At 65.4% G+C, this 13,759-nt stretch carries 11 protein-coding genes and 1 tRNA gene; 11 read left to right on the top strand and 1 reads right to left on the bottom strand.

Annotation, left to right across the window (positions count from 1 at the left end; genetic code table 11):
• Nucleotides 1-61 precede the first annotated feature (61 nt).
• From dnaG to E3O65_RS11895, 9 genes are all read left to right on the top strand, one after another.
• The gene (dnaG, locus tag E3O65_RS11935; RefSeq protein WP_134363923.1) at nucleotides 62-1,924 is read left to right on the top strand and encodes a DNA primase; all 1,863 of its coding nucleotides are present in this window, start codon (nucleotides 62-64) and stop codon (nucleotides 1,922-1,924) included.
• A gap of 170 nt (nucleotides 1,925-2,094) precedes the next feature.
• Nucleotides 2,095-3,732: an ABC transporter substrate-binding protein gene (locus E3O65_RS11930; protein ID WP_134363922.1), complete on the top strand. Its 1,638-nt coding sequence runs from the start codon at nucleotides 2,095-2,097 to the stop codon at nucleotides 3,730-3,732.
• A gap of 96 nt (nucleotides 3,733-3,828) precedes the next feature.
• The gene (locus tag E3O65_RS11925; RefSeq protein ID WP_134363921.1) at nucleotides 3,829-4,917 is read left to right on the top strand and encodes an ABC transporter permease; all 1,089 of its coding nucleotides are present in this window, start codon (nucleotides 3,829-3,831) and stop codon (nucleotides 4,915-4,917) included.
• A gap of 1 nt (nucleotide 4,918) precedes the next feature.
• Complete coding sequence (locus E3O65_RS11920) at nucleotides 4,919-6,004, top strand: ABC transporter permease (protein WP_134363920.1); 1,086 nt, start codon at nucleotides 4,919-4,921, stop codon at nucleotides 6,002-6,004.
• A complete protein-coding gene (locus tag E3O65_RS11915; protein WP_134363919.1) occupies nucleotides 6,001-7,689 on the top strand; it encodes an ABC transporter ATP-binding protein in 1,689 nt (562 codons plus the stop codon). The genes E3O65_RS11920 and E3O65_RS11915 overlap by 4 nt, the downstream gene beginning before the upstream one ends.
• A 5-nt stretch (nucleotides 7,690-7,694) precedes the next feature.
• The gene (locus E3O65_RS11910; RefSeq protein ID WP_134363918.1) at nucleotides 7,695-8,621 is read left to right on the top strand and encodes an ATP-binding cassette domain-containing protein; all 927 of its coding nucleotides are present in this window, start codon (nucleotides 7,695-7,697) and stop codon (nucleotides 8,619-8,621) included.
• Complete coding sequence (locus tag E3O65_RS11905) at nucleotides 8,605-9,612, top strand: D-isomer specific 2-hydroxyacid dehydrogenase family protein (RefSeq protein ID WP_134363917.1); 1,008 nt, start codon at nucleotides 8,605-8,607, stop codon at nucleotides 9,610-9,612. The genes E3O65_RS11910 and E3O65_RS11905 overlap by 17 nt, the downstream gene beginning before the upstream one ends.
• 64 nt (nucleotides 9,613-9,676) lie before the next feature.
• A tRNA-Asn gene (locus E3O65_RS11900) sits at nucleotides 9,677-9,749 on the top strand.
• An 88-nt stretch (nucleotides 9,750-9,837) separates the two neighbouring features.
• A complete protein-coding gene (locus tag E3O65_RS11895) occupies nucleotides 9,838-10,716 on the top strand; it encodes a sensor histidine kinase (protein ID WP_241985576.1) in 879 nt (292 codons plus the stop codon).
• 8 nt (nucleotides 10,717-10,724) lie between these two features.
• On the opposite strand, the gene def is transcribed toward E3O65_RS11895, so the two are convergent.
• A complete protein-coding gene (gene def / locus E3O65_RS11890) occupies nucleotides 10,725-11,291 on the bottom strand; it encodes a peptide deformylase (RefSeq protein ID WP_134363916.1) in 567 nt (188 codons plus the stop codon).
• A 40-nt stretch (nucleotides 11,292-11,331) separates the two neighbouring features.
• Between def and E3O65_RS11885 the strand changes: the two genes are divergently transcribed.
• The gene (locus E3O65_RS11885) at nucleotides 11,332-12,246 is read left to right on the top strand and encodes a DMT family transporter (protein ID WP_134363915.1); all 915 of its coding nucleotides are present in this window, start codon (nucleotides 11,332-11,334) and stop codon (nucleotides 12,244-12,246) included.
• 224 nt (nucleotides 12,247-12,470) lie between these two features.
• Nucleotides 12,471-13,679, top strand: a complete 1,209-nt coding sequence (locus tag E3O65_RS11880) for a glycosyltransferase (protein WP_241985577.1) — start codon at nucleotides 12,471-12,473, stop codon at nucleotides 13,677-13,679.
• Nucleotides 13,680-13,759 lie beyond the last annotated feature (80 nt).

Genomic DNA, 13,759 nt, shown 5'->3' with positions numbered 1-13,759 from the left:
GCACCACACAGAACCACAGCACCGCACCGCATACCGACACGGGCAGGACTAACATTCAGCTATGGCAGGCCTGATTCGACAAAACGACATCGAAGAGGTCAAGGCCCGCACCAACATTGCCGACATCGTCGGCGACTACGTGAGCCTGAAGTCCGCTGGCGTCGGCTCGATGAAGGGGCTGTGCCCCTTTCACGACGAGCGCAGTCCGAGCTTCCACGTGCGCCCGCAGGTCGGTTTCTACCACTGCTTCGGCTGCGGCGAGAGCGGCGACGTCTACTCCTTCCTGCAGAAGATGGACCACGTCAGCTTCAGCGAGGCGGTCGAACGGCTCGCCGGGCGGGTCGGCATCGAACTGCACTACGAGGGCGGGGCCGGCGAGGCACCCGACCATACGAATCGGGCGCGCCTCTACGCCGCCAACCAGGCAGCGTCCGATTTCTTCGTGGAACGCCTCGGCAGCGCCGGAGCCCTGGTCGGTCGCGCCTTCCTCGGCGAACGCGGCTTCGACTCCCTCGCGGCCGCCCGGTTCGGCGTGGGATTCGCCCCGAAGAGCTGGGACGAGCTCACCAACCACCTGCGCGGCAAGGGTTTTTCCACCGAGGAACTGACGCTGTCCGGCCTTGTCACCAGCGGCGATCGGGGCGTGTACGACCGTTTCCGCGGTCGGTTGGTCTGGCCGATCCGGGACATAACCGGGCAGACCATCGGATTTGGGGCCCGGCGCCTCCTCGACGACGACAAGGGACCTAAGTACCTGAACACCCCCGAGACGCCGATTTACCACAAGTCCCAGGTGCTCTACGGCCTGGACCTCGCCAAACGTGACATCTCCCGCGGACACCAGGTCGTGGTCGTCGAGGGCTACACCGACGTCATGGCGTGCCACCTCGCCGGGGTGACGACCGCGGTCGCCACCTGCGGGACATCCTTCGGGGTCGATCACATCAAGGTGCTCCGCCGGGTGCTCGGCGATGACAGCGGGGTCGGCGAGGTCGTGTTCACGTTCGACCCGGATGCCGCCGGCCAGAAGGCCGCGATGCGTGCGTTCAGCGAGGAACAGCGTTTCTCGGCCCAGACATATGTGGCCGTCGCCCCGGAGGGGCTCGACCCCTGCGACCTGCGGCTGCACCGCGGCGACGACGCCGTACGCCGACTGATCGACTCCAAGAAGCCGATGTTCGAGTTCATGATCCGGCAGTTGCTAGGCCAGTACAACCTCGACACTGTGGAGGGTCGCGTGGCCGCGCTCCGCGCCGCGGCGCCGATCGTCGGGGACATCCGCGACCCGGCCCTGCGCCCCGGCTACACGCACGAGCTGGCCCGTATGCTCGGCATGGAACTCGGTGAGGTCGGCAGGGCCGTTTCCGCCGCCGTCTCCCGCTCCCGCTCCTCGGCGACCACCACCGTCAACGGGCCGCCCCGCGCCGACGAGCCTGCGCCCCGGGAACAGCCGTTCTCCATGCTCGACCTGGCCACCGACCCGGTCACCCGGATGGAACGCGACGGCCTCATGGCCATGCTGCAGCGCCCGACCCTCGTCGGCGCCCCGCTGATTCAGCGGGCCGTGCAGACGCATTTCTCGAACTCCACCCTGGCTCTGGTGCGTGACGCCATCGCGGCCACCGTGCCGCACCACGATGCCGCCGACTGGCTCGACCGCATCGTTGCGGAGGTTCCGCCGCCCGTGGAGAACCTGGTCAAGGAGCTGGCCATGGCCTCCCTGCCGGAACGTTCCGAGCGCGAAGTCGCCCGGTACGTGCGCGACATCACGGTTGCGCTGATCCACAGCGACCTCCTGCGCCAGAAAGCCGAGCTCTTGGGTCGGCTGCAGCGGGCGGATGCCACCAACCGGGAGGTCTACGTGGCTCTTCAGCGCGAACTGGTGCGGGTCGAGGCCGAGCGGCGCAATCTCCGCGAGGATTAGGCCGCCCGAGCGCCCCCTCCTCGCACCGGCATACGTTGCAGCTCGATAAAGATGCCTGTCATTGGGCCGGTCGACCGGGCATTCTGTGCTAATTCTTTTCCTACAGCAATGCTGTTCGTGCACGATTCGTGCGTCCAGCATCGGTTTTCTAGAGGAAGAGGCTCACGGCTATGGCATTCTCATCCACTTCACGCACGAGAGGGCTCAGTGCCGCAGCGGTTGTCGCTGTCGCCGCATTGACCCTGGCAGGTTGCTCCGCCGGCGGAACAGACAACGAGACCACCGCGGGTGGCGACGCCATCACAATCGGCACGACCGACAAAATCACGTCGCTCGACCCAGCAGGTTCCTACGACAACGGTTCGTTCGCTGTGCAGAACCAGGTCTTCCCGTTCCTGATGAACACGCCCTACGGCAGCCCCGACGTGGAGCCCGACATCGCCACGGCCGCCGAGTTCACCAGCCCGACGGAATACACCGTCACCCTCAAGCCCGGCCTGAAGTGGGCCAACGGCAACGACCTCACCTCCTCTGACGTCAAGTTCACCTTCGACCGCCAACTGGCCATCGCCGACGACAACGGCCCCTCCTCGCTGCTGTACAACCTGGACAGCGTCGCGGCCCCCGACGACACCACCGTCGTCTTCACGCTCAAGCAGGCGGACGACCAGATTTTTCCACAGATCCTCTCCAGCCCGGCCGGCCCGATCGTTGACGAGGACTCGTTCTCGGCCACCGAGCTCACGCCCGACCAGGACATCGTCGACGCGAACGCGTTCGCCGGCCAGTACGTCATCACCAGCTACGACTTCAACAATTTGGTCGGCTACAAGGTCAATCCCGACTACGAGGGTCTCCTGGGCGCTGCCAAGACCGACGTCGTCAACGTGAAGTACTACGCCGACGCATCCAACCTGAAGCTCGAAGTGCAGCAAGGGGATATTGACGTAGCCTTTCGCAGCCTGTCGGCCACCGACATCGAAGACCTGCGTGGTAACGACCAGGTGAAGGTCGTCGACGGCCCCGGCGGTGAGCTTCGTTACATCGTCTTCAACTTCGACACGCAGCCTTACGGCGCGAAGACCGCCGAGGCCGACCCAGCCAAGGCTCTCGCCGTGCGCCAGGCCGTCGCCGACCTGGTAGACCGGGAGGAAATCGCCAAGCAGGTCTACAAGGGCACCTACACCCCGGTTTACTCCTTCGTGCCCGCCGGACTGACCGGTGCCACCGAATCCCTCAGGACGCTCTACGGCGACGGTGAGGGTGCCCCCGACGTCGACAAGGCAAAGTCCACCCTCGAAGCCGCAGGGGTGACCGGCCCGGTCGAGCTGAACCTCCAGTACAGCAACGACCACTACGGCCCCTCGTCCGGCGACGAATACGCCCTCGTGAAGGACCAGTTGGAAGCATCGGGCCTCTTCACGGTCAACCTGCAGACCACCGAGTGGGTTCAGTACTCCAAGGACCGCACGACGGATGTCTACCCCGTCTACCAGCTCGGCTGGTTCCCGGACTACTCCGACGCCGACAACTACCTGACCCCGTTCTTCCTTGAAGGCGGCTTTCTGAAGAACCACTACAGCGACCCGGAAGTCGACGCCCTGATCCTGAAGCAGGCCGTCACCACCGATCCCGCCGAGCGTACCGCGATCATCGAAGACATCCAGGACAAGGTCGCAGCGCAGCTGTCGACCGTACCGCTGCTCCAGGGTGCCCAGGTTGCCGTCACCGGTACCGATGTGACCGGAACCAGCGACACACTCGACGCGTCGTTCAAGTTCCGCTACGCGGCGCTGGCGAAGGGTTAGAGCATCCTTCGCTAGATTTTCTTCAATCGAACAACCGGGGGCATCCAGCGGCGTGCGCGCTGGGTGCCCCCGTCCTAGTGCATTCGTTAGGCAGGAATGACCTCTGTGACCACCCGGTCCGCGCCACCTCGGGCGCTGGGCCGAAAGAAGCGCCCCGCATCAGACGGCGGGATCGGTCGGTACATCCTGATCCGGTTCCTGCTGATCTTCCCCACCATCTTCATCCTGGTCTCCATGGTCTTCTGGCTGATGCGCACAACCGGCGACCCGATCACGGCCGCGCTCGGCGGCCGACTCGGACCGGAACAGCTCGCGGAGCGCATCTCGGCGGCCGGTTATGACCGGCCCATCTTCGTGCAGTACATCGAATATTTGGGCCAGATCTTCACCGGCAACTTCGGAACCACTATCAGCACCAATCGGCCGGTTTCCGAGATCCTCCTCACGTACGGGCTCGCCACACTCGAGCTCGTCTTCTACTCGCTTCTCGTCGCGTTCATCGTCGGGATTCCGCTGGGCATGGTCGCCGCATACTGGCGTGACAAGTCTCCAGACGCCTTCCTGCGGGTCTTCGCGATCCTCTGCTACGCCACCCCGGTGTTTTTCTCCGGTCTGCTGTTCAAGCTCGTCTTTGCGGTCTGGCTCGATGTGCTGCCCGTCTCCGGGCGAGCCTCTACCGGCGCCGAGCTGCAGATGCAGGTTCTGCCCAATGAAACCGGCCTGTACACGATCGACGCCATCAGGACCGGTGATCCTGGTGTGCTTATCGACGTGCTCCAGCACGCCGTCCTTCCCGCCCTCGCCCTGGGACTTCTCACGGCAGGCGTCTTCCTCCGCCTGGTGCGCACCAATGTCATCGGCACGCTCGGCACTGACTACGTCGATGCCGCCCGTTCGCGGGGGGTGAGCGAGTTCCGTCTCGTACGCAAGCACGCCTATCGTCCGGCGCTGATTCCGATCATCACCGTGATCGGCCTGCAGATCGCCCTGCTGCTCGGCGGTGCCGTGCTGACCGAGACCACCTTCGAGTGGAAGGGCCTGGGCTTCATGCTCTCCGAGTTCCTCAAAGCGCGGGACTTCGTCGCCGTCCAGGGCATCGTCGCCCTGCTCGCGGTGATCGTCGCGCTGACCAACTTCGTCGTCGATATCATCGCCGCGTTGATCGACCCGAGGGTGAGGTACTGACATGAGCGCCGCACCATCCGCCACGTCTGTCTCGTCCGCGCCCAAGCGCAGCCTGTGGTCCCGACTCCCGGTCGTTCACCAGCTCCGGCAGAGCATGGGACTCCAGCGCGGCATGTTGATCGCCGGGCTGATCATCACGACCGTGTTCGTGCTCACCGCCATCTTCGCTCCCGTGCTCGCTCCCTACGGGTACAGTCAGCTGCGCGACGCCGACGGCGCCTTCGGAGCCCAACAGCCGCCCGGCGGATCGCATCCGCTCGGCACCACCGTGAGCGGCTATGACGTGCTTTCACGCGTGCTCTGGGGTGCCCAGACGGCACTGTTCGTGATCATCGTCGCCGTGGTGCTGTCGATCTTTGCCGGAGTGTTCCTCGGGCTGGTCTCGGGCTACTTCGGCGGTTGGTTCGACCGCATTATGGTGGTCGTTTCCGACGCCGTCTACGCGTTCCCGTCGCTCCTCCTCGCGATCGTGATGTCTATCGTCATCTCCGGCGGCAAGTCGAACCTGATCGGTGGCGTCTTCGCGGCGGCCATCTCGATCACCGTGGTGTTCATACCTCAATATTTCCGTGTGATCCGCGCCGAGACGGTGCGGATCAAGGCAGAGGCCTACGTGGAATCCGCACGTGTGCTGGGTGCCAGCAATACCCGCATCATGTTCCGTCATGTATTGCGCAACGCCACCCGCACCCTGCCCCTGATCTTCACCCTGAACGCGTCGGAGGCGATCCTGACCCTCGCGGGCCTGGGCTTCCTCGGCTTCGGAATCGAACCGACCGCCGCCTCCGAGTGGGGGTTCGACCTCAACAAGGCCCTCTCGGACGTGACCAGCGGAATCTGGTGGACGTCACTGTTCCCCGGCCTGGCCATCGTTCTCGTGGTGCTCGGCATCACGCTCGTGGGCGAAAGCCTCAACGACCTCGCCGACCCGCGGCTACGCGGACGGCGAGCGGTCGCCCAGGCGGCCGGTGTCGTCGCCCAGACTTCGGTCGTACCCGGTGGCACCCTGGCGGCCGGCCCGGGCGGCCTTGGCGGTCTCGAAGACGCCGTCACCCTTCCCTCCGACGGACTCGAGGCCGGATCATGACCGACGTGCTCACCATCGCCGATCTCGGCATCTCCTTCGCCACGGACGCGGGTGCCGTGCGCGCCGTCGACGGGGTGACCCTCCGGGTCGCCCCGGGTGAGGTGCTCGCCATCGTGGGCGAGAGCGGTAGCGGCAAGACCGTGACCGCCAAAGCCATCCTGGGGCTGCTACCGGAAACGGCGACCGCCTCGGGTGCCGTCATTCTGAGCAGCAAGGACGGCTCGAGCGAGAGCGACATCATCTCCCTGAGCACTAAGCAACTGCGGCAGGTGCGCGGATCCGACGTATCCATGGTTTTCCAGGAGCCGTCAACCGCCCTGAACCCCGTGTACACCGTGGGCTGGCAGATCATGGAGGGCATTCGCGCGCACGGCCGGGTGGGCCGTCGGGAAGCGCGCACGAAGGCCGTCGAGATTCTCGGACGGGTCGGTATCCCCGACCCGGAGACGCGCGTCGACTATTACCCACACCAGCTCTCCGGCGGCCAGAAGCAGCGCGTCGTGATCGCCATGGCCCTCGTACTCGACCCCGGTCTGATCGTCGCCGACGAGCCGACCACTGCCCTCGACGTGACCGTGCAGGCCGAGATTCTTGACCTGCTGCGCCGCTGCCGCGACGAATTCGGCACGGCCATCGTTCTCATCACGCACAACATGGGCGTGGTCGCCGACCTCGCCGACCGCGTGGCCGTGATGTACCAGGGCAAGGTCGTCGAAGAGGCGGACGCCCAGACGCTCTTCAGCTCCCCGCAAGACGATTACACCAAGAAGCTGCTCGCGGCCGTGCCACACATCGGCCAGGGCGTGGTTCACGCAGCAGCCCGGGCGAGTGCACGCACGAGCGACTGGGACCAGCAGGCCCCGGTCGTCATCGCCGACCGGCTCAAGATCGAATACCCCGGCCGGCTCGGTCGATCCGGTTTCACCGCCGTCGACGGGGTCAGCTTCCTGATCCGGCCCGGCGAGGTCCTCGGTTTAGTGGGGGAGAGCGGCTCGGGAAAGACCACGATCGGCCGGTCCATCGCCGGGCTGACGCGTGTGACGGGGGGATCTCTCACCGTTCTCGGCCACGAGATGAACGGCTTCAAGGAACGAGCGTTCAAGAAGTTCCGCAGTGACATCGGCTTCGTGTTCCAGGACCCGGCATCGAGCTTCAATCCGCTGCTGACCATTGCCGAATGCGTCGCCGAACCGCTGGTGGTGCACGGGCGGGCGCGGAACGCGGCCGACGCCCGCAAGCGGGTCGACGAGCTGCTCGAGGCGGTACAGCTACCGCGCGCATACGGTGACCGGTACCCGCACGAGCTCAGCGGCGGGCAGCGCCAACGGGCGAGCTTGGCCCGTGCGCTGGCATTGGAACCGCCCCTCCTCATCGCCGATGAGCCCACGAGTGCCCTCGACGTGTCCGTGCAGGCAAGGGTGCTGGAGCTCTTTGCGGAGCTGCAGCGTGAATTCGGTTTCGCCTCGCTGTTCATCAGTCATGACTTGGCCGTCGTGGACCTCGTCGCGGACCGGATCGCGGTGCTCTACCGCGGCAAACTGGTCGAGGAAGGCACCAGCGCCCAGGTTCTCGGAGCACCCCAGGACCCGTATACCCAGCGGCTCCTTGCCTCCCTGCCCGTGCCGGACCCGGCCGAGCAGGCTCTGCGTCGAGAGGGGCTTCGCCGACTGCGTGCGGCAGGATAGAGACCATGACCCGCGGCGCCGCACCGATTCCTGCTTTTTCCACCAGCGACCTGACGATCGAATATCCTCCCCACGGGGCCAGTGGCGCTTTCGTGGCCGTGCACGGCCTCTCCCTGAGCCTCAAGCCCGGTGAGGTGCTCGGTCTGCTCGGCCAGAGCGGCTCGGGCAAGAGCACGCTGGCCCGGGTGCTGTCCGGCGCCGCGTTCACGGCGCGCGGCAGCGGGGACGTCCGGCCCCAGATCACCGGGGGAGAAGCGACGGTGCAGGGGTACCGGATGCGCGGCATCCGTCGGCGCAAGCTGGCCCGGCTCACCTTTGGGGTAGGGCATCTGGCCCAGGACGCCGCCGCGACCCTGCCGTCGACCCTGACGGTCGCGGAAATCGTGGCTGAGCCCGTGCTCAACCGGGACCGGCGGTACGACCGGACCGAGCTGGAGACCCAGGTGGCGACCATGGTCGACGCGGTGCGCCTTCCCTTGACGGTGCTCACTAAATTTCCCTACGAGCTCAGCAACGGCCAGCGCCAACGGGTGGCTCTGGCCCGGGCCCTCGTGTTCGGCCCGTCACTGCTGATCGCCGACGAACCCACGGCCGGCGTCGACGCCACCGTTCGGGACGCCGTGGTCGATTTGCTCGGCGAATTGCAGCGAGAGCGGGCCTTTTCAGCGTTGGTGATCAGCTCCGATCTCAGCGTCCTGCGCCGGGTTGCCGACCGCATCGCCGTTCTGCACCAGGGAGTCCTGGTCGGGTTGGGCACGATCGACGAAGTGTTCGAGGACCCGCAACACCCGTATGTGGCCGGCCTGGCCGCAGCCCTCCTGGGGGACGCGGCGGGCGATGACGAAAACTACTACGAAAACGACTACGAGAACGACGAGAACGACGAGCACGACCATGAGAGTGAACCAGGCGAACATGTCAGCGAGAGGTGACTTCGAGCAGCACCGGGCGGTGCTCGCCGATGAGGTCTCGCCGCTGCCGGAGGAGCGCCGGCCTGATCCGGGGCCGATCGCGATTCTGCCCTGGCCCAAGGAGACCTTCGCCAGGGCCGTCCGCGATGCCGGCGGAACGCTCGCCGAGCTCTCCGCGGACACCCGCGGGCTGATCTGGCTGGACTACGGTCGGGCCGACGAGCTGCGTTCCACTCTTGAGGCCCATCCGGGGATCGGCTGGGTACAGCTGCCCTGGGCCGGCGTGGACGCCTTCAGCGGAGTTCTGAGGGAATACGATCGCACAGACGTGCTCTGGACCAGTGCGAAGGGCGCCTACGCGCAGCCCGTGGCTGAGCACGCCCTCGCCCTGACCCTGGCCCTGCTACGGGTGCTGCCGAAGCGCGCGCGATCCTCCAGCTGGAGCACGCGTGCGGAGGGACGCTCTCTCTACGGGCTCAACGTAACCGTCATCGGTGCCGGGGGGATTGCGCGTGAGTTGATCCGACTGCTGGAGCCCTTCGGCACCCACGTGACCATCGTGCGGCGCAGCAGCGAGCCGGTGTCGGGGGCCGAGTTCACGGTGGAGACCGAGGCCCTGCCGGACGTGCTTCGCGTAAGCGACGTGGTTGTCGTCGCGGCCGCACTCACGAGCAGCACCCGGCACCTGATCGGAGAGGCCGAACTCGAGTTGATGCGCCCAGACGCCGTGCTCGTCAACATAGCGCGCGGTCCACTCGTCGACACGGAGGCACTGGTGGCGGCCCTCACGGCAGGGACCATCTCGGGGGCAGCCCTCGATGTGACCGATCCGGAGCCGCTGCCGCAGGGGCATCCGCTGTGGAGCGAACCGAGGTGCCTGATCACGCCGCATTCGGCCGACACGCCCGAGATGACCGCACCGCTTCTGGCTGAACGGATTCGCATCAATGTGGGTGCTTTCCTTACAGACGCGCGGTTCGTCGGCGTCGTCGACCCCCGAATCGGCTACTGACGGCCGTCATCGATTTGGCAGATCGCGAACGTTTGATAAAGTAACAGAGCTGTTCAAGCAGTATTCCTCGATAGCTCAATTGGCAGAGCAGCGCACTGTTAATGCGCAGGTTCTTGGTTCGAGTCCAAGTCGGGGAGCGAAAGGCCACCAAGGGCTCCACCCCTGGTGGCCTTTTTTGTATCCCGTTCATTCCCGTGCGACGTGGGTTAAGAAAAGGCGGCATCCGTGGAGACCTGGCTCAATCTGAGTACCGTGCTGATCGGTCTTGTCATCGTGCTGCTGGCCCTCTGGCTGGTCACCCTCATCCGTGCCCGCCGCGTGGTCTTCGACCGCACTGCGGCAGAGCGGATGCGAATCGACCTGCAACTGTCCCTCGCCGAGCAGCAGGGTCGGCTCGGCATCATTCGGGAGTTGCAGGACGTAGCCGTTCTATCTGTTGCCCGGTTGGTCACCCGTGCCGAGGGAGCCCGATACACGGCCGAGAGCGACCCGTCCAGTGCCGTGCGCGTGGCGACGGCCATGGTCGACGAAGGCCGGGTGGCCCTGGCTGACATGCGCCGTGTACTCACGATCGTGCGCGAGGGCGAATCCGTGGCCATCCCCCAACCGGGCCTGCAGTCGGCGCGTGACCTGTTCCGGGTGATGCGCGGTGCAGGCGTGACCGTGGACTTCACCGAATCCGGCGAACGGTTCGACCTCAAACCAGGCGCCGAACTGGCGATCTTCCGCATCCTGCAGAGTGCGCTGGCCAATTGCGTCACGCACGGCGGCGTGGGAACGGAGGCCCGGGTCACATTCACCTGGACCCAGGACGGCCTGACACTGCTGGTGGCCGATGATGGCATCCGTGCAGCCGCCCGCCGCAACAGTGCCGACGCCGCCGACTTCGCCGCCCGCACCGCCTACACGATCGACGACGATCTCAAGGCGCTCAGCGGCAGCATCTCCGGGGCAGGCATCACCCAAATGCGCGAGCGCACCGAGATGTTCGGGGGCATCTTCAGTGCGGGTACCGTGCCGGGAGTGGGCTTCACCGTCTCGGCGATCTTCCCGTCATTGCGCTTCCACAACGGCATCCATGGTGTGGATCTCGCCCGCGGCTGACACCCGGCTCAGTCTTCGAGGTTGTCGACGCCCGGCATCCAGCTGAGGCCGGGGATGCCCCAGCCCCGCTTCCGTGTGATCTTGGTGGCGATCTTCGCGTAGAAGTGATCCAGCCGGTCCACGTAGAGGGTGCCGTCGAGGTGGTCGTACTCGTGCTGGAAGACACGGGCGAGCCAGTCCTCGGCGTGGATCTCGACGGGGTTCTGCTCCAGGTCCACCGCACGCAGGATCGCGGAGGGTGAACGTAGCAGCGGGAACCGCTCACCAGGGTAGGACAAGCATCCCTCGACGTCCTCGTCCTCGTCGGCCTCACCAGCAGGAACCGGGGTGATCCACAGTTCGGGGTTGATGGCCACGCCGCGCCACAGGCAGTCGTCGTCGTCGAGGAAGTTGTAGGTGAACAGCCGAAGCGGCACGCCCACCTGCGTCGCCGCCAAACCGACGCCGGGCGCGGCATCCATCGTTTCGAACATGTCCTGCACGAGTTCTCGCAGATCATCGTCGAAATCCACGACGGGGAGGGCGGGGGAGTGGAGAACGGGATCTCCTGAAATCACAATCGAACGAACGGCCATTCACCAAGGATATCGGGCTGGTTCTCGATAGGGTCAATGAGTGACTCCCGACCTGACCGACCTGGCAACAGAAATTGCCATCAACCCTCGTCAGGCCATCGGTATTCCGCTTGCTCTCGTGGGTGCGATCTTCCTGTCACTGGGCGCTCAGTTCCAGCACCGCGGGGTCACCAAGGTCGAAGCCAATACCGTGGAGGTCACCCGCGGCCTGAATTCGCGTCAGCTGATGCTTCTGCTAGCCCGGCCGTCGTGGGTGTTCGGCACGCTTATGCTGGGCCTGGCCATCGTGTTCCAGCTCACCAGTCTGGCATTCGCCCCCATCATCATGGTCCAGCCGCTCGGGGCCGTGGCCCTGGTGATCACATCAATCCTCAACGCTCGGATCACCCGGGTTCCGGTCAACCGGGCCTCGAAGATCGCGATCGCGATGTGTGTCGGCGGGGTGGGCCTCTTCGTCACCGTTGCCGCCTTCACCGCTGTGGACAAGCCGGTCACCGACCGGAAACTGATTACCATCCTGCTGGTTCTGGGAGTCGTTCTGCTGCTCTTCGCCGCCTCGTTTGTCTATTTGCGCAGCCGGTTCAAGGCAATGTTCTACATCGTTGGTGCCGGCGTGCTGTACGGTTTCGTCGCGACCCTGGCGAAGGTTGTAATCAACCGCACCCAAAACGGCAACTTCGAGTGGCTGACGCTGATCTGTGTGCTGGGTTTACTGCTGGCGGCGGCTCTCGGTGCCTACTTCGTGCAGAACGCCTACTCTTCCGGCCCGCCCGACCTCGTCATTGCCGGACTCACCGTGATCGATCCCCTCATCGCCGTCGGGATCGGAATCGTCGTTCTGGGCGAGGTCGAACAGGCTCCGGCCGGGGCTGCCATCGCCTTCATCGTCGCCGGCATCATCGCGATCGTCGGGGTGTTCCTGCTGGCCCGATACCACCCCCTCGCCGCCGACTGACCAATGGCCCGGCCGACACCACGCGTCATCGACGGTGGCGCGCCGTTGCCGCGATAGCGGTTGTGGGTGCGGTTTAGAATAAGGTGCTAGAAGACCTCGTCAGCGTACGCGCCGTCGAAAACATGAATACCTGCCGGATGACGAACTCCGGCTCACATACGTTGGGACAGTGTCTTTTGTCAGATTCGACAGATTTGCCGAGCGAGTCGACCCGCATTGCGCCGGTGTCCAAGAAGCCGCTCCGGATCCTGATCGCGGCGGACACCTTCGCCCCCGACGTGAATGGCGCCGCACGTTTCGCTGAGCGTCTCGCGGCCGGAATGGTGGCCCGCGGCCATGAGGTGCAGATCATGGCACCGGCCGCGTCGAGCAAGTTCGGCACCTGGACTGAGGTGCACGAGGGCCAGCCGATGGTCGTCCACCGCTTGCAGAGTTGGCGCTGGTACCCGCACGACTGGCTGCGCTACGCACTGCCGTGGTTTATCCCCCGGGAGACCCGCCGCATCCTCGACACGTTCAAGCCGGACGTCGTGCACTTCCAGTCCCACATCAACGTGGGACGGGCCGTGACGATTGAGGCGGCGAAGCGCGGCATCCGAATCATCGGAACGAACCATTTCATGCCGGAGAATATGCTCGAGTTCACGCTGGTGCCCAAGGGACTGCACGACCGCATCATCAAGGGCGCCTGGCGGGCAGCGAGGCGAACCTTCGGGCGGGCCGAGGCCGTTACCACGCCGACCCTGAGAGCAGCGCAGTTCCTGGAGCGCTACACCGGCCTTGAGGGCGTGCTGGCAATCTCCTGCGGCATCGACGCCCACAACTACGTGCCAAGCTTCGAGCCCCGCACCGAGAACCGCATCCTCTTCGTCGGCCGCGTGACCGGTGAAAAGCAGATCGACGTGCTGTTGCAGGCCGTCGCCCTGCTCTCAGCCGACCTCAAGGTCAAGGTGGAGATAGTCGGCGGCGGAGACCAGAAACGCAACCTGCAAAACCTCTCGCAGACCCTCGGCCTGAGCGGTCGGGTCACGTTCACCGGCTACGTGACGGATGCCGAGCTGGCGACCGCGTATACCCGCTCGACAGTCTTCGCGATGCCTTCGATCGCGGAATTGCAGAGCATCGCGACCATGGAGGCCATGGCCTCGGGCCTGCCGATCGTGGCGGCCAACGCCATGGCGCTGCCGCACCTGGTGCACGACGGCCAGAACGGTTACCTATTCGAACCCGGCCACGCCCAGGACCTTGCGGACAAGTTGACGACCGTGCTGACGGCCACGCCAGACGACCTGAACGCGCTCAAACGTGAGTCTCTTCGGCTGATCGGAGCGCACGACATCAACCGCACCCTGAACACGTTCGAGTCGCTGTATCGCGGGGAGCCTGTCATCGACGCCGTGACTTCCGCGGCCGCTGCGCACTCGGGGGAGTAGTCGGGCACCCGAACCATTCGTGGGCCTGTATCGTGGGAGCCGGTGATCCATCCGATCACCGGCAGTCATGTTGCACACTC

The sequence above is a fragment of the Cryobacterium breve genome (assembly GCF_004402375.1).
Taxonomy (GTDB): Bacteria; Actinomycetota; Actinomycetes; order Actinomycetales; family Microbacteriaceae; genus Cryobacterium; species Cryobacterium breve.
The sequence above is the reverse complement of the archived record's forward strand: the minus strand, read 5'-3'. Positions and strand labels throughout refer to the sequence as shown.